Genomic DNA, 15920 nt, shown 5'->3' on the forward strand with positions numbered 1-15920 from the left:
ATTTACGCTCACCATGCCTGATTCGCGGGACCGATGGTGAACTCGTTGACCGTCGTGTCCTCGGGCTGGTCGATCGCGAAGGCGACGACGCTGGCGATCCGGTCGGGGGAAATGCCGTAGGTGTCGTAGGTGCCCTGCATCTGCTCGCGCGACGCCTTGTCGCTGATCGTCTCCAGCAGCTCGGTGTTGATGGCGGCGGGGTAGATCGTCGCGGTGCGGATGTGGGTGCCTTCCATGGCGGATTCCATGCGCAGCATTTCCATGAAGGCGCGGACGAACCACTTGGTTCCGCCGTAGACGGCGCCGCCCGGATAGGCCTTGAGTCCCGCCACCGACGAGGTGGCGACGACGTGGCCCGATTTCTGTGCGATGAACTCGGGCAGCACGGCGGCCACGCCATTCAGGACGCCCTTGACGTTGACGTCGACCATGCGATGCCACTCGTCGGTCCTCAGCGCCGACAGCGGCGAGTTCGGCATCAGGCCGGCGTTGAGGAAAATGACGTCCACGCGGCCGAAGCTGTCCTTGGCCAGCTTGACGATGGCGTCGTTGTCGGACTGCTTGGTGACGTCCAGTTCCTGGTACACGGCCTGGCCGCCGGCCTGACGGATCGTCTCGGCAATCGCTTTGAGCTTGTCCTCGCGCCGCGCGCCGAGCACGACCCGGGCACCCTGGCTGGCGAGCAGCCTGGCCGTCGCCTCGCCGATGCCGGACGACGCGCCGGTGATGACGACGACTTTGTCCTTGATCATGATGGTTCCCTTCTTTTACGGTAAGCCCGCCGCCTTGCCGCCCTTCATTTCGACGCGGGTGCCAGCACGCGCGCCAGCGCCTCGCGCGCACGCTGTCCGCTGTCGGCGCCGACACGCTCGTCCAGCATCTCAACGGCCTGCTGCATCTGCCGGGCCGTCAGGCCCGTGTTCATGCTCATCGCCATGTGCGACTGCAACTGCGCCTCGGCGCCCGGCAATGCCGACAGCATGGCGACGGTCGCCAGCTCGCGGCTTTGCCAATCGAGGTTGTCGCGCTCGAAGATGGCGCCGAACAGGTGACTTTGCAGGTACTCGCCGATGGCCGGGGCGAACTCGAAGACCGGCCCGGCCACGGTCTGGCCGACGAGCCGGGTCTGGTTAGCCTGGCCTGCGGCGCGCAGCGCATCGCCTTTGGGGATGACGTGGCTGGGTTCGCGGCCCGGCGCGTCACGGATGCCGCGTTGCCTGCGTTCATCCACCACCTTCATCAGCTCGGTCAGCGCGTTCAGGCTGCGCGGAAAGCCGGCGTAGGCGTAGAGCTGCACCAGCACTTCGCGCGCATCGCTGATGCTCAGGCCGGCATCCAGCCCCTGATCCAACGCGCGATTGAGCCTGGCCATGTCGCCCACGGCGGCAAACGCCGCGATCGGCATCAGGGCCTGCTGTGTGGCGGAAAGCTGTTCCTGTGCAGTGTTCATCGTTGCCTGCCTTGGCTGGGACGGGCTCGTCGGTTCAGCGGCCCGGCCTGCCGTCGCCCCCAGGAGGGCAACGGCGGCCGCTGCGGTCAGTGCGGCTTTCATGGCCACGCTGCTCACGGTTTGACCGGCGTCGGGTATTGCGCGTCGCTGACCTGCTCCATCCAGTCGACGGACTTGCCGTCCAGCGCCTCGGCGACGGCGATATGGGTCATCGCAGTGGCGGGCGCGGCGCCGTGCCAGTGCTTGACGCCCGGCGGTATCCAGACCATATCGCCGGGATTGATCGTGCGCGCCGGGCCGCCCCATTCCTGCACCAGGCCCGAGCCGGCCGTGACGAACAGCGTCTGGCCCAGCGGGTGGGTGTGCCAGGCGGTGCGGGCACCCGGCTCGAAGGTGACCGTGGCGCCGCCGACGCGCGCCGGTTGCGGCGCCTGGAACGGCGAATCGATGCGGACGGTGCCGGTGAAGTATTCGGCCTGGCCCTGGACGGAAGGCTGCGAGCCGATCGGGGTGACGGTGATCATGGGCGATTTCTCCTGTGCGGATGCCGCTGAAACGATCAGTGCGAGGGACAAGGCGGCGGCTGCAAACGGCTTCATGGGCTTCATGCGGAATCCTTCGTCGAAGGCTTGTGTTCAGGGCGCTTGGCAGATCAACGCTTTCACTCTAGCTCGCATCGGATTGGCTGATAAGAGAGAAAGATAGCGACGATAGCGCCCGTCGACGTTCTGTTTCAGGCACACGCCTTCATCTCCCGCCGAAGCCCGCCAAGGGCTCGGCCCGGGCTCAAAGCCCGGTTCATCGCATCGCAAACAGTTCCTGGTGAAACCGCTCCTGCACCGGCAAGCCCTGCGCGGCAAAGTCCTTCCTCAGCGCTTCGCCGAAACCTGCCGGTCCGCAGAACCAGATGCTGGCGGCGCGCCATTCCGGCACCTCGGCCCGGATGCGGTCGCCCGTCAGAAACCCATCGCGCGCGTCGACCAGGACGTGCATGCGAATGTTCGCAGCCTCGGCGTCTGCCGTGAGCTTGGCGATGGCCGTCTCGTCGTACTCGGCGGTCGTATGAAACAGGTCGATCTCCGGTGATGGCCGATCCGGCGTTGCGTGCCGCTCCTGTGCGATGTGCTTCATGCCGGCAATGAACGGCGTGATGCCGATGCCGCCACCGATCCAGATCTGTCGGCGCTGGCCGTGGTCGAAGTCGAAGCAGCCGTAGGGACCTTCGATCTTCACCTCCTGCCCGACGTGCAGCGTCTCGCGCAGTCGGCTGGTATGGTCTCCCAGTTCCTTGGCGACGAAGGTGATCCGACGATCGTTGTCGTTCCAGGCCGAGGCAATGGTGTAGGGATGCGCGCCTTCGGCGCTGTCCGATGTCTTGAAGGCGAACTGACCCGGGTTGTGGCCGGGCCAGCCGTGCGGCACTTCGATCTCGGCCTCGAGGGCGTGCACGCCGGGATAGTACTGGAGCGCAACGATCCTGCCCTTGACCTGCCGGCCCGCGCCAACGCGACGCAGCAGGACGACGATCGCCGCATATGTGCCCCAGGCGAGGAGCAAGGCCATGACCATGCCAATCGGCGAAGTCCAGTAGCTGAAGTCGGTCAGCACGACCGAGTGGAACACCAGCACCAGATAGGCAACAGCCAGCAGGCGATGGGTCTTGTAGAAGAGCCGGTAGGGAAAAGACTTGATCAGTGCCAATGCAATCAGCAAGACAGCGGCATAGAAGGCCCATTCGCCCACGCCTTCCGCAGTGCCGCGCCAGCTCATGAAAAGCGCCTCGACCGGGTTTTCGATCACGGGTTTTTCGCCGCGCACCGGGCGTTCCAGCCAGCCCCATCCCACCGCCCATTTGGGCCCTTTGCCCCAAAGCCAATGAACCACGGAAACAGCCAGGGCCGCGATGCCGAGCCACTTGTGCAGCCGGTACATCTTGTCCAGCCCGCCGAACCACCGCTCCGGCCAGCGCGGCCGCAGCGCCAGGATCATGGCGACGCTCATCGCACCCATGGCGATGATGCCGCTGTACTGGACTATCGCACCGCGCACGGCGAAAAAGCCCGTCAACTGAAACACCGAAGGGGCTGCGACAAACCACAGAACCGTCAATAGCGCCAGCATTCCCCACAAGGCGCGCTTGATATTTCGCATACTCCCACCCTACTCAATATGGATTCTTCCGAGAAACAACTCGGCTATTCCGATATATATATCCCAACACAGGGGATCACGGTAGGAATGGAATGTACGCTGCGCGAAAAAAATGTGCGTCCAGCATGTCGATTGCGGCAATGAGCTGCATCAACGCTCGTTTGTGATGCACCGGTTGAAGCGCATCGTGCAGGGATTGATCAAGCGCGGCGCAGGAAGCGGACAACGAATACCCCATGATCGATGCATGCCACCATGCGCACCCGCCAGCACAGCGCCGGTGCAAAAAGGGGCGTGCGCGCAAACCCCCCGGACGCAGCCGCGGGGCTTGAGCCCCAGGATCAACGCCACCGTGGACGCCTGGGTAATCCGCCGGGCTTTTGTTTCACCGCAGGTTGGTGTCGTGACTCAGAAATATCGCAACATGAAACGGCATTTTTTTCCGCATGGCGACGTTGCTCGCCAGCAATACCCCGCGATTGCCGCGCGCTACGGGAAAACCGCATCTGTCTTCCCCGGCGCCATTCACCTGGCGGACGCTGTCGCTTGGCTCAATGGATGACACTCACAGGCCTTCGCCCTCGCGTCTGGCAGCCCATGTGCGCCGTCAACCCTTGAGCTTCTGTTTCAACGCCGTCCACTGGTCCTGAATCTCGTCCTTCCAGGACTCGTACTTGGCGCTCCACTCGTCCTTGCGCTTCTCGCGCAGCACGCGACGCGCCTCCTTGGCGGCTGCTTCCTCGGCATCGCGCAGGGCATCCACCTCGGCCATCACGGCAGCCGCAGGGCGGCGCAGCACCACGCCATCCAGACTGGCGACGAGACCATCGATGACCTCCTCGGCGAATTCGCCTACCGTGGCCACCACCGCCGTGGCACCCGGCGGCACAGCGCTCAGCATCTGGTCGATCAGGCTGGTACGGTCTTCCAGCCGGCCGCCCGACACCACCGTGCCCACTAGCGCTCCCGAGGCGCCCCCCAGCAGCACGCCCAACGGCCCGCCGAAGATGCCGATCAACGATCCCAGAAGCGTGCCCACCAGCGGGCCATCAGCCGGTGCGCCATCGCTGAAACCGTCGCGCGCACGAAAGCCGCCGGCGTCGCGGTCGATGACCACCGCGTTGACCAGCTTCAGACGTGTCTGGGTAGCTGCAGCCTTCAGTTCGCTCAGCGCCTGATAGGCCTTGGATTCTTCGGCAAAGGTGAGGACGACGACGTTATCTTGCATGGTAAGAGCCTCCTGAAAATGGGGTAGGATCGGGACGACTTGCTTAAAGCAATATAAGTGCGGTCCACCCGATGTCAATGGCGTTTTGCGCCAGCCGGGCCACTGAAAAGCAGCTTGCCTTCATTCACCTCGATTCTCCGTGTCTTTGAAGTTTCCAGCTTCCTGCTATAAACCGAGACAGGGTCGGACCAAGACGAGGCGGTAACCGCACAGGCCATGGGTATCAGGGCTTGACCGGTAGCCGTTCGATGTAGGGCAATCTTGGCTGATCAGGGAGTTCCGCATAACTGTAGCCGTAACATTCGCGTACATCAGGCATTGGCCCTGGATGCGGTGTTGTTGAGCGGTTGTTCCTGTGGGCATGTGCAGGGGAAAAGGACGATGAGCGGCGGATCCCTCAGTTTGATTGCTGGCGCAGCGTTGGGCTTGACGACGTCAACCGCGGCGCATTCCGTTTCGCTGTCCCCGGCGACGATGCCCCGTATCGGCACGGTCGACGTGCGCTACCAGTCGTACAACGTCGAGATGCTGGAAGTGACGGGCGGCCGCTTCTGGAAGCCGTACCACGACATCGCGCAGATGCCGGCGCAAGCGGCCGGCGAGACGGGAACCCCGGGCGGCGATACGCCGGCCGGGATGAGTGCGGATCTCTACCAATATCGTCCCCCCATCGATCTGGCGAACAAGCGGCTGCGCATGTTGGCCAAGGCACTCGGTCCGGCCTATGTGCGGATCAGCGGCACTTGGGCCAATACGACCTGGTTCGCCGACACCGACACGCCGCCCGAGGATCCGCCCGCGGGCTATGGCGGCGTGCTCACGCAACAACAGTGGCTGGGCGCGATCGCGTTCTCGAATGCGGTCGATGCGCCGATCGTCACCTCGATGCCCGGTGGCGACGGCGCCCGCGGTCCGGATGGCGTCTGGAAGCCGGACCAGGCGCGCCGCTGGCTCGACTTCACCAAGGCGCATGGCGGAAAAATCGCCGCCGCCGAATATTTCAACGAGCCGACGCTGGCGTCGATGGGCGGTGCACCCAAGGCTTACGGCGCCGCGGACTATGGGCGCGACCACACGATCTTCGAAGCCTTCATCCGCAAGGAAATCCCCGGCATCAAGATCCTGGCACCCGGATCGGTGGGCGAATCGACCGCCGAATGGGGCGTCGCCCATGGCGGATATGGCGACATGGCGGTGCTGACCGCGGATGCCCTCGCCGCCTACACCGGCAACGCGGATGCGTTCTCCTATCACCACTACGGCGCCGCCTCCCGGCGATGCGCCGCGATGGGCCACCAGACCAGCGCCGAGCAGGCGCTTTCGGAAGACTGGCTGGGCCGAACCGACCAGACCCTGGCCTATTACCGCGCCGTGCGCGACCAGGCCATGCCGGGCAAGCACTTCTGGAACACCGAAACGGCGGACGCGGCCTGCGGCGGCAACCCGTGGGCCGGCACCTTCCTGGACAATTTCCGTTACCTCGACCAGCTCGGCCGGCTCGCGCGCCAGCAAGTTGACGTCGTGTTCCACAACACCCTGGTCGCCAGCGATTACGGCATGGTCAACGAGGACACGTTCGCGCCCAAGCCCAAGTATTGGGCGGCCTTGCTGTGGCGCCGCCTGATGGGCACGACGGTGCTCGATTCCGGTGTCCCCCTCGCCGAAGGCCGCCACGTCTACGCGCATTGCCTGCGCGGCGTGCCCGGCGGGGTGGCGATCCTCGCGATCAACACCAGCCGCTCGCAAGCGACCGTGATCGAGCTGCCGGCCGCTGCGGCGCGCTACACTCTGTCCGCGCCGTCGCTGGATGCGACTCAAATCCAGTTCAACGGGCAGGAACTGAAGCTCGGCCGCGACGACGCGCTGCCCACACTACAGGGCGAGCGCGTCGACGCTGGCAAGCTCGCACTCGCGCCGGCGAGCATCACCTTCCTCGCGCTGGCGCAGGCCGGAAACGCGGCTTGCCGCTAGCCGCATTTCCGGTGCGCAGCGCGAGGATCGACATTCCACTTTTTTGCCACGAAGGAGAACGCATGAATACCAATGCCACGCAATCACCCTTTTTCCAGGACGCGCTGGATTTCGCCAAAAGCAACTGGTGGCTGTTCCTGCTGGGCGGGATCCTCTACATCCTGTTCGGCGTCCTGGCGCTGATGCGGCCGGCCGAAGCGCTGCTCGCGCTGGCGGTGCTGTTCGCCGCCTTCCTGCTGGTGGACGGCATCTTCGGCGTCGTCCGCGCACTGGCCGCGAAGGGTGCAGAAGGCCGCTGGTGGGTGTTCTTCGTGGGCCTGATCAGCATACTGGTCGGGCTGTACGCGCTGTTCGGGCCGGTGAACACGGTGCTGCTGTTCGTCTTCGTGGTCGCCTTTCAGGCGATCCTGTTCGGCACGGCGATCTTCATGTTCGGCGTCAGTATCCGCAAGGCCGTCAAAGGCGAATGGGTGCTGTACCTGACCGGCGTGCTCTCGGTCGCCTTCGGCGCGCTGCTGCTGTGGGCACCGGGTTTCGGCGGCCTCAGCGTGTCGCTGATGATCGGTGCCTGGGCGTTGGCGATCGGCCTACTGCGCGTGGTGTTCGCCTTCCGGGTGCGCAGCCTGGCACGCGACGTGACGACCTGAGCCCATCGAAAAAGGAAACACCATGATGCTGCAGAACAAGACCGCGAGCGCCACCAGCGCCCGGCCAGGCTGACCCGCATCCACACCGGACGAGCGACTTCGCCGATGGAAAACGCCCAACTTCCTGTCGATCTGATCCACTGGATCCTGGCGCTGCTGCCGATCGTGGTGCTGCTGGTATTGATGGTCAACCTGCGCTGGACGGCGCCGCAGGCCGGGCCAATGGGGATGTTCACCGCCGCGGCGGTGGCCCTGCTGGCCTTCGCCACGCCGTGGGAGACCGTCGCCGTCGCCAGCGCGAAGGGCGTGTGGGACGCGATCTTCATCCTCTACGTGGTGTGGCCGGCGCTGCTGCTGTACCGGGTCACCGACCAGGCCGGCGGCTACGACGCACTGCGTCAGGGCATCACCCGCTTCAGCCGCAACGAGCTGTTCATCGTGGTCGCGCTGGGCTGGGTGTTCTCGTCGTTCCTGCAGGGCATCGCCGGCTTCGGCACGCCGATCGCCATCGTCGCGCCGCTGCTGGTGGCATACGGGGTGCGGCCGGTGTATGCGGTCGCGATCCCGATCATCGCGCACCTGTGGGCGAAGTTCTTCGGCACGCTCGGGGTGAGCTGGTTCGCCACCCAGCAGGTGGTCGAGCTCGCCGACCCGGCGACGACCGCGTTCCAGTCCGGGCTGCTGCTGATCATCCCCTGCGTGCTCGGCGGCTTCACCGTCGTGTGGATGTACGGCAAGTGGCCGGCGGTGCGCCATGCCTGGCCGCTGGTGCTGATCATCGCCACGATCCAGGGCGTGGGGCAGGCGCTGCTGGCGCCGGTCACCCCGGTGCTGTGCACCTTCCTCGCCGGCTCGGCGGCGGTGCTGGCGCTGTATCCGCTGTCGCGCTGGAAGCGCTACGCCGAGCCGCCGCAGGGCATCACCGAACGACCGGCGATGCGCGACGACGGGCCGGCGAATCTCGACGACCGCCCGGCGCCGATGAGCCTGGCGATGTCATTCGTGCCCTACGTGATCCTCAGCGTGGTGGCGGTGGCGGTGCTGGCGATCAAGCCGCTCAACGAGGCCCTGGGCGCCTTCCGCATCGGCATGCCGTTCCCGGCAGTGGATACCGGATACGGCGTCGGCAACGCGGCGGTGTCCGCCTATTCCCCGTTCGCGCCGTTGACCCACCCGGGCACCTTCCTGCTGGCGACCGCAGCGCTCACCTGGCTGGTGTTCCGCGCACACGGCTACTACCGGCAATGGTCCACCGGCGAAGGCCCGTCGATCCTGCGCGGACTGGTGTCCGACGCGGTGCCGGCATCGGTGCCGGTGATCGCGTTCCTGGCGATGGCGCGGCTGATGGACCACTCCGGGCAGAACGAGGTGCTGGCGCTGGGCATCGCCGCAGTGGCGCCCGCCTATGTGTTCGCCTTCGTGGCCAACGGCATCGGTGCACTCGGCGCATTCATGACCTCCAGCAGCACCTCGTCGAACGTGCTGTTCTCCAACCTGCAATCGACGGTGGCCGAGCTGAAGGGCTTGCCGCAGTCCGCCATCATCGCCGCACAGAGCGCCGGCGGCTCGATCGGCAATGCGATCGCGCCGGCCAACGTGGTGCTCGGCGCGAGCACGGCGGGCATCGCCGGGCAGGAGGGCGCCATCCTGCGCAAGACGCTGCCGTGGACGATCGTGGCGGTGATCGTGACCGGCATCGCCACGGTGCTGCTGGTCATGCTGACCGGCGGAGTACGGCAGCCATGACCCGCCTCGGCGCACTCAGCCTGTCGATGCTGCTGATGCTGGCGGCGTTCCCGCTGATCAGTCTGGGCACCGCGCAGGGGCACCCACTGCTGTGGCAGTTGGGGCTGCTCGCGCTCGGGCTCGGCGGCCTGATCCCTCCGCTGGGACGCTACATCGCCGCACGCAAGCCAGAACCGCCACCGACCCGGGCGGGCATGGTCGAAGACGAACGGGTTTCCTGACCGAGAGGACGACACCATGAGCCACGCCAATGGGCCGCGCACCGGCCGCCCCCCGACCTACGCACCGCGCGGCATGGTGGCCGCGCCGCACGTGCTGGCCAGCGCCGCCGGTCTCGATGCCCTGCAGCGCGGCGGCAGCGCGGTGGATGCGGCGATCGCGACCAACGCCGTGCTGTGTGCGGTCTACCCGCACATGGCGGGTCTCGGCGGCGACGGCTTCTGGCTGATCGCCGGCCCCGGCAGCGACGGCGTGCAGGCGCTGGAGGCCAGCGGCCCGGCGGCGCGCGCGGCGACCCGCGCGTACTACCGCGAGCGCGGCTGCGAGCGCGAGATTCCCGCGCGCGGCGCGCTCGCCGCACTCACCGTGCCGGGCGCGGTCGACGGCTGGCGCGCGGCCCACGAGCGCTTCGGTCGCCTGCCCTGGGCCGATCTGTTCACCGCCGCGATCGAGTACGCGCGCGACGGCATGCCGGTCAGCCGCTCGCTCGCCGACTGGCTGGTGCAAGACCTGCCGATCCTGCGCAAGCAGCCGGACACCGCCGCCGTCTACCTGCCCGGCGGCGAGCCGCAGCGCGAAGGCACGCGCCTGGTCCAGGCCAACCTGGCGCGCTCGCTCGAACAGCTCGCCCGGGCGGGCGGGCGCGATTTCTACGAGGGCGACATCCCGACCCGTATCTGCCGTGCACTGGAAGCGGACGGCTCGCCGCTGCGGCCGGAGGACTTCGCCGCCTACCGGGCGCGATGGGTGGATCCGATCACCTCCACCTACCGCGGCCGCGACATCGTGCAGATGCCGCCGAGCACGCAGGGCTTCGCCGCGCTGCAGATCCTCAACCTGCTCGACGGCTTCGACGTGGCCGGCTGGGGCGAGGGCACGGCCGACTACTACCACCACATCGTCGAGGCGGTGAAGGTCGCCTTCGCCGACCGCGACGAGTGGCTGACCGACCCGGCCTTCGTCGACATCCCGCTCGGGCACTTGCTGTCGAAGGACTACGCCGACGAGCGCCGCAGGCTGATCGATCCGCGCCGCGCGAGTGATCAGTTCGAACCCGGGCTGCGTTTCGGCGACGCCGCGCGTCGTCAGCCGCCGGGTGGCGACACCTGCTACTTCTGCGCCGCCGATGCCGATGGCCTGGTGGTGTCGATCATCCAGTCGATCTACCACGACTTCGGCTCATCGGCGGTCGGCGGCGACACCGGCATCCTGATGCAGAACCGCGGCTCGTTCTTCTCGCTCGACGACAATCACCCCAACCGGCTGGAACCCGGCAAGCGCACCTTCCACACCATCATCCCGGCGATGATGCTCGAAGGCGGCAAGCCGGTGCTCGCCTACGGCACCATGGGCGGCGAAGGCCAGCCGCAGACGCAGGCGGCGATGCTCACGCGCATGGTCGATTTCGGTTACGACGTGCAGCAGGCGATCGAGGCCCCGCGCTGGCTGATGGGGCGGACTTGGGGCACGGCGTCGAGCAACTTGTCGCTGGAGTCGCGCATTCCCGAGGAGGTCACCCGCGAGCTGACCCTGCGCGGCCACCCGGTGCAGATGGTCGGCGGCTGGAGCGGCACCATGGGCCATGCGCAGGCGATCCGGATCGACCGCGACAGCGGCTTCTACGAAGGCGGCGCCGACCCGCGCGGCGACGGCGCGGCGCTGGGTTACTAGAGCCCCGGAGGCGACATGGACCTGCCGCTGACCCTCGGCCTGTGGCTTGCCGCGGCGGCGCCGCTGGCGGCGGTGCTGATCCTGCTCATCGGCCTGCGCTGGAAGGCGACCAGCGCGGCCGCAGTCGGCTACTTCCTGGCCGCGGCGCTGGCGCTGACGCTGTTCCAGTCCTCGCCGGGCCTGGTCGCGCTGCAGTCGGTGAAGGGCGTCTGGGACGCGCTGTTCATCGCCTACGTGATCGCGCCGGCGCTGCTGCTCTACGAGATCAGCGACGAGGCCGGCGCCTTCGGCGCGATCCGCCGCGGCATCGAGGCGATCACCCCCAACGTGCTGCTGCACGTGCTCGCCTTCGGCTGGGTGTTCCCCTCTTTCCTCCAGGGCATCACCGGCTTCGGCGCACCGATCGCGGTCGCCGCGCCTCTGCTGCTCGCGCTCGGGCTGAAGCCGGTGTGGGCGGTCGCGATCCCGATCATCGGCCACGCCTGGGCCAAGACCTTCGGCACCCTCGGCGTGGCCTGGGAAGCGCTGGCGCGGGTGACGGAGATCTCCGATCCGGCGCTGACGCTGCTGGCGACCAGCGTCATGCTCGGCGTGGCCAACCTGCTGGCGGGCATCGTCATCGCCTGGGTCTACGGCCGCTGGCAGGGAATCCGCGAGGCCTGGCCGGCGGTGCTGGTGCTCTCTGCGATCATGGCGCTCGGCCAGCTCGCCATCGCCCAGGTCGCGCCGAACCTGGCCAACGTGGTGCCGGGAGCGGTCGCGCTGATCGTGGTCAGCCTGCTCGCGCGCAAGCGCTACGCGCAGCGCTCGGCCGTCGTCGACAGCCCGCTGCTGCGCAAGGACGATCCGGCGCCTGCCGCTACCGGCGATGCGCCGGCAGCCGCCCATCCCGGCCACGACATGCCGCTGTGGCTCGCGTTCGGGCCGTACCTGCTGCTCACCGCGCTGATCATGGTGGTGGAACTGGTGCCGGCCATCGGCGGGCCGCTGGACGCGGTCCGCTTCGGGCTGCCGTTCCCGGCGCTGGAGACCGGCTACGGCGTGGCCACCGCCGCCACCGCCGCGTACAGCGGATTCTCGCCGCTGACCCACCCGGGCACCTTCCTCCTGGTGTCGTCGATCATCGCGTTCTGGGTGTTCCGGAAACGCGGCTACATCCCCGCCGGCCGGCTGGACGAGATCGGCGTCGACACCCTCAGGACCTCGATCCCGACGATCATGGCGCTGATGGCCTTCGTCCCGCTGGCGCTGGTGATGGAGGGCTCGGGCATGGTGCTGGAGCTCGCCGCCGGCCTGGCCGAGGTCGCATCGGCGCCGGTGTACGCGCTGCTGTCACCGCTGATCGGTGCGTTCGGCGGCTTCCTCACCGGCAGCAACCTGTCGGCCAACATCCTGTTCGGCCCACTGCAGGAGCGGGCGGCCGAGGCGCTGGGGCTCAACCCGGCCTTCATCCTGGCCGCGCAGACCTCCGGTGCGGCGATCGGTTCGTCGATCGCCATTTCCGCCGTGCTGCTCGGGCTGGGCGCGGTCGGCGCCAGCGGCCAGACCGCGAACACCCTGCGCGCCATGATGCCGTTCGTGGTGCTGGCGCTACTGGCGATGGCCCTGATCACGCTGGGCGGGGCCTGGATGTTCCCGCCGGTCGGCGCGAACGGAACGGGAGGCTGACATGGGCTGGCTCAAGGATGCCGTGTGGCAGCAGGGGCTGGCGATCGTGCTGGTGGTCGCCGGCGCGGTCCTGATCCATCTCGATGCAGCGGGCAGCGGCGCACTCGGCGGCGGCGGCTGGGTCGGCTTCGCGCTGCTCGCCGCCGGCGTGGCGCTGCCGCTGCTCGGCGAACTGCACCGCAGCCACCGCGAGTACGCGGCCGGGGGCGAGGATGTCTGAGCCTCGCACTGCGCAGCCTGGGCACGCTGTCCGCCGCCACCCCCGCGCATGATCGACAGCACGCTCCCGGTCTCGCCGGCCTCGGTGCTGGCCGCGTTGCTGCCGATCCTGGTGCTGCTGGCGCTGCTGATGTGGCGCGGCTGGTCGACCTCGTCCGCGGCGCCGGTCGCGCTGGCGGTGGCCGCGCTGGTCGCGGTGACGCTGTTCCGCACGCCGCTGGAGGCGATTGCGGTCGCGTCCGGAAAGGGCATCTGGGATGCGATCTTCATCCTGTACATCGTCTGGCCGGCGCTGATCCTGTACCGGGTCGCGAACGGCGCCAACGCGTTCCAGGCGATCCAGCGCGGCGTGCTGCGGCTGATTCCCGACCGCCTGATGGTGATCCTGGTGTTCGCCTGGCTGCTCACTTCCTTCATCCAGTCGATCGCCGGCTTCGGTGCGCCGCTGGCGGTGGTCGCGCCGATCCTGCTCGGGCTCGGGGTGAAGCCGCTGCATGCCGTGCTGCTGCCGATCATCGGCGGCGCGTGGGCGAACGCCTTCGGTTCGCTCGGCGCGCCGTGGATGGCACTGGAATCGGTGGTGGAGGTTGCCGATCCGACCGCCACCCTGCGCAGCGCCGTCGTGCTGGTGTCGATCGCCAACCTCAGCGGCGGACTGATGATCGCCTGGCTGTATGGCGGCACCTGGGCGCTGCGCCGCGGACTGCCGGCGATCCTGGCCATTTCGCTGCTGCACGGCGGGCTGCTGTGGCTGCTGCTGCCGACGCTGCTGCCCATTGCCATGTTCATCGCCTGCGCGGCCGGGCTGGTGGCGGCGCTGCTGCTGTCGCAGTGGCGCTTCTACCGGCAGGAGGACGACGACGAGCCCGACCGGATCTTCGACCGCGAGGAACCGGAACCGTCGGCCGACGCGGGCGGCGCGCAGGGAGAGCGGCCGCCGATGACGCTCGCGCTCGCGTTCGCGCCCTACCTGTTCCTCGGCGTGATCGCGGTGGTCGTGCTGACCGTCGCGCCGCTGCGCGAGGTGCTGGAGACGGTGAGCGTCGGCCCGCCGTTTCCCGCCACGGAAACCGGATACGGCATCGTCGAGGGCGCCGTGGACGCCTATGCGGCATTCACGCCGCTCACCCATCCCGGCACCTTCCTGCTGCTGGCAGCATGGCTCGGCTACCTGCTGTTCCAGCGCGACGGCCGCTATCCGCAGGGCACCCGCGTCGCCGGTCTGGTGCAGCGTGCGGCAGGCGACGCCCTGCCGGTGACGACGAGCGTCACGGCGTTGATGCTGATGAGCGCGGTGATGAGCCATTCGGGCGAGATCGCCGTGCTCGCGCTCGGCCTGAGCGCCGTGGCCGGCAGCACGGCGTATCTGGCATCGGCGAACTTCATCGCCATGCTCGGCTCGCTGGCCACCTCGTCGAGCACCGCATCGAACGTCCTGTTCGGCCCGCTCCAGGTCACCGGCGCCGAGGCCGAAGGCGTCCCGGTCCCGCTCGCCCTGGCTGCGCAGGTGGCGGGTGGCGCGGTGGGCAACGCGATCTCGCCCGCCGACGCGCTGCTCGGCGCGACCACGGTCGGCGATCCGTCCCTGGTCGGGGGCGTGCTGCGCAAGGCCGTTCCGTGGGCCGTCGGCACCGGTGCGCTGATCTCGCTGGCCACGCTCGGGCTGTACCGGTTCGCTGGAACGGGGGCCTGACCGATGAGTATGCGCGGACTGCAGCTCGGCGCCAGCGCCCTGATCGCCGTGGCGCTGGGCTTGATCGTGTCCGGCCTGGCGCAGGACCGGGCGTGGGTCTGGGGACTCGGCCTGATCGCCGTCGCAGCCGCGATGGTGATGTCCCTGGCCACGCGCTGGGCCGGGGACGGAATCGGGTAGGACGCGCGCATTGACACCGGCAAGGTTAAACTCAAGCCGGAAAGCATCACCTTATCGTTGCACCGCTGCTGGCCAGGAGATTTCATGAACGTCGCGATCATCGGTCTGGAACACATGGGCATGGGCAAGAATCTGGTGAGAGCCGGCCATCGCGTCACCGCGTTCGATCTGTCCCGAGACGCCATGCAGGCCGCCGCCGAGGCCGGAACAGCAACGGCCGCATCGGGCCGGGAAGCGGTGGGCGATTTCGCGGGCCAGGACTTCAGCGGCATCATCAACTATCTTGCTTACGAAAACACGAACGAGGAGACACCATGATGCTGCAGAACAAAACCGCGATCGTCACCGGCGCGGGCGCGGGCCTCGGCCGGGGCATCGCCCTGGCGTTCGCGCGCGAAGGCGCCAGCGTCGTCCTGGCCGACATTGCCGCCCAGGGCGGGCAGGAAACCCTCGATACGATTCACGCTTCCGGCGGCACCGCAATTTTCGTCCAGGGCGATGTGGCCGACCCCGCCTACCACGTGGAACTCGTGGCGCGCGCCAAGGCCGAGTACGGTCAGCTCGACATCGCCGTCAACAATGCCGGTATCAGCCACGATCTGGCGCCAGCGGCCGAGATTCCGATCGAGACCTGGGACCGGGTCATCCGGATCGACCTGTCGGGTGTGTTCTACGCGGTACACGCGCAGATTCCGGCCATGCTGGAGGCGGGCGGCGGCGCCATCGTCAACATGGCCAGCGTGGGCGGCGCGGTCGGCTCGGCTGGGCTCAGCCCCTATTGCAGCGCCAAGCACGGCGTCGTCGGTTTGACGAAGACGATCGCGCTCGACTACGCCGAACAGGGAATCCGCGCCAACGCGGTCGGCCCCGGCTTCATCAAGACCGATCTCATCAACTTCTTCCCGCCGGAAGAGCGCGCCAAGCTCGACAAGATCCATCCGCTCGGACGGATGGGCGAAGTGAGCGAGGTCGCCGAAATGGTGCTGTGGCTCGCCAGCCCCAAGGCCAGTTTCGTCACCGGTGCGTTCTTCCCGGTCGATGGCGGCACGCTGGCGCGCTGACACCGGGAGAATCGCA

Annotated in this window: 17 protein-coding genes; 12 read left to right on the forward strand and 5 right to left on the reverse strand. The window is 67.8% G+C overall.

Features of this window, described 5'->3' with window-relative positions:
- Positions 1 to 8: 8 nt before the first annotated feature.
- The 4 genes from Q0L94_RS05660 to Q0L94_RS05675 all read right to left on the reverse strand — a co-directional run bounded on the left by Q0L94_RS05660 (position 9) and on the right by Q0L94_RS05675 (position 3601).
- The gene (locus Q0L94_RS05660; RefSeq protein ID WP_296751048.1) at positions 9 to 752 is read right to left on the reverse strand and encodes an SDR family oxidoreductase; all 744 of its coding nucleotides are present in this window, start codon (positions 750 to 752) and stop codon (positions 9 to 11) included.
- Between the two features lie 44 nt (positions 753 to 796).
- Positions 797 to 1450: a carboxymuconolactone decarboxylase family protein gene (locus tag Q0L94_RS05665; RefSeq protein ID WP_296751050.1), complete on the reverse strand. Its 654-nt coding sequence runs from the start codon at positions 1448 to 1450 to the stop codon at positions 797 to 799.
- A 113-nt stretch (positions 1451 to 1563) separates the two neighbouring features.
- On the reverse strand, positions 1564 to 2058 hold the full coding sequence (locus Q0L94_RS05670; RefSeq protein WP_296751053.1) for a cupin domain-containing protein: 495 nt from the start codon (positions 2056 to 2058) through the stop codon (positions 1564 to 1566).
- Between the two features lie 190 nt (positions 2059 to 2248).
- A complete protein-coding gene (locus Q0L94_RS05675; protein ID WP_296751055.1) occupies positions 2249 to 3601 on the reverse strand; it encodes a ferric reductase-like transmembrane domain-containing protein in 1353 nt (450 codons plus the stop codon).
- Positions 3602 to 3953: 352 nt separating this feature from the next.
- Between Q0L94_RS05675 and Q0L94_RS05680 the strand changes: the two genes are divergently transcribed.
- Positions 3954 to 4163: a hypothetical protein gene (locus Q0L94_RS05680; RefSeq protein ID WP_296751058.1), complete on the forward strand. Its 210-nt coding sequence runs from the start codon at positions 3954 to 3956 to the stop codon at positions 4161 to 4163.
- Positions 4164 to 4208: 45 nt separating this feature from the next.
- Here the strand turns inward: Q0L94_RS05680 and Q0L94_RS05685 are convergent, their stop codons facing one another.
- A complete protein-coding gene (locus Q0L94_RS05685; protein ID WP_296751060.1) occupies positions 4209 to 4829 on the reverse strand; it encodes a DUF1269 domain-containing protein in 621 nt (206 codons plus the stop codon).
- 426 nt (positions 4830 to 5255) lie between these two features.
- On the opposite strand from Q0L94_RS05685, the gene Q0L94_RS05690 reads away from it, so the two are divergent.
- The 11 genes from Q0L94_RS05690 (at position 5256) to Q0L94_RS05740 (ending at position 15904) form a co-directional block, all read left to right on the forward strand.
- The gene (locus tag Q0L94_RS05690; RefSeq protein WP_296751063.1) at positions 5256 to 6800 is read left to right on the forward strand and encodes a hypothetical protein; all 1545 of its coding nucleotides are present in this window, start codon (positions 5256 to 5258) and stop codon (positions 6798 to 6800) included.
- A 62-nt stretch (positions 6801 to 6862) separates the two neighbouring features.
- Positions 6863 to 7447 carry a DUF308 domain-containing protein gene (locus tag Q0L94_RS05695; protein ID WP_296751064.1) on the forward strand — a complete coding sequence of 195 codons (585 nt, stop codon included), beginning with the start codon at positions 6863 to 6865 and terminating at the stop codon, positions 7445 to 7447.
- Between the two features lie 105 nt (positions 7448 to 7552).
- Positions 7553 to 9193 carry an L-lactate permease gene (locus tag Q0L94_RS05700; RefSeq protein WP_296751067.1) on the forward strand — a complete coding sequence of 547 codons (1641 nt, stop codon included), beginning with the start codon at positions 7553 to 7555 and terminating at the stop codon, positions 9191 to 9193.
- A complete protein-coding gene (locus Q0L94_RS05705; protein ID WP_296751069.1) occupies positions 9190 to 9414 on the forward strand; it encodes a hypothetical protein in 225 nt (74 codons plus the stop codon). Before Q0L94_RS05700 ends, Q0L94_RS05705 begins: the two co-directional genes overlap by 4 nt.
- A 16-nt stretch (positions 9415 to 9430) precedes the next feature.
- Positions 9431 to 11083, forward strand: coding sequence for a gamma-glutamyltransferase (gene ggt, locus Q0L94_RS05710; protein WP_296751073.1), 1653 nt, complete (start codon positions 9431 to 9433; stop codon positions 11081 to 11083).
- Positions 11084 to 11098: 15 nt separating this feature from the next.
- Complete coding sequence (locus tag Q0L94_RS05715; RefSeq protein ID WP_296751076.1) at positions 11099 to 12751, forward strand: L-lactate permease; 1653 nt, start codon at positions 11099 to 11101, stop codon at positions 12749 to 12751.
- 1 nt (position 12752) lies between these two features.
- Entirely contained in the window at positions 12753 to 12971 is a 219-nt protein-coding gene (locus Q0L94_RS05720) for a hypothetical protein (protein ID WP_296751078.1), read from the forward strand.
- Between the two features lie 48 nt (positions 12972 to 13019).
- Positions 13020 to 14663: an L-lactate permease gene (locus Q0L94_RS05725; RefSeq protein WP_296751081.1), complete on the forward strand. Its 1644-nt coding sequence runs from the start codon at positions 13020 to 13022 to the stop codon at positions 14661 to 14663.
- A 3-nt stretch (positions 14664 to 14666) separates the two neighbouring features.
- Positions 14667 to 14843 carry a hypothetical protein gene (locus tag Q0L94_RS05730; protein ID WP_296751084.1) on the forward strand — a complete coding sequence of 59 codons (177 nt, stop codon included), beginning with the start codon at positions 14667 to 14669 and terminating at the stop codon, positions 14841 to 14843.
- Positions 14844 to 14927: 84 nt separating this feature from the next.
- Entirely contained in the window at positions 14928 to 15161 is a 234-nt protein-coding gene (locus Q0L94_RS05735) for an NAD(P)-binding domain-containing protein (RefSeq protein WP_296751086.1), read from the forward strand.
- Positions 15158 to 15904, forward strand: coding sequence for an SDR family NAD(P)-dependent oxidoreductase (locus Q0L94_RS05740; RefSeq protein WP_296751089.1), 747 nt, complete (start codon positions 15158 to 15160; stop codon positions 15902 to 15904). The genes Q0L94_RS05735 and Q0L94_RS05740 overlap by 4 nt, the downstream gene beginning before the upstream one ends.
- Positions 15905 to 15920 lie beyond the last annotated feature (16 nt).

This window comes from Thiobacillus sp., assembly GCF_024708915.1.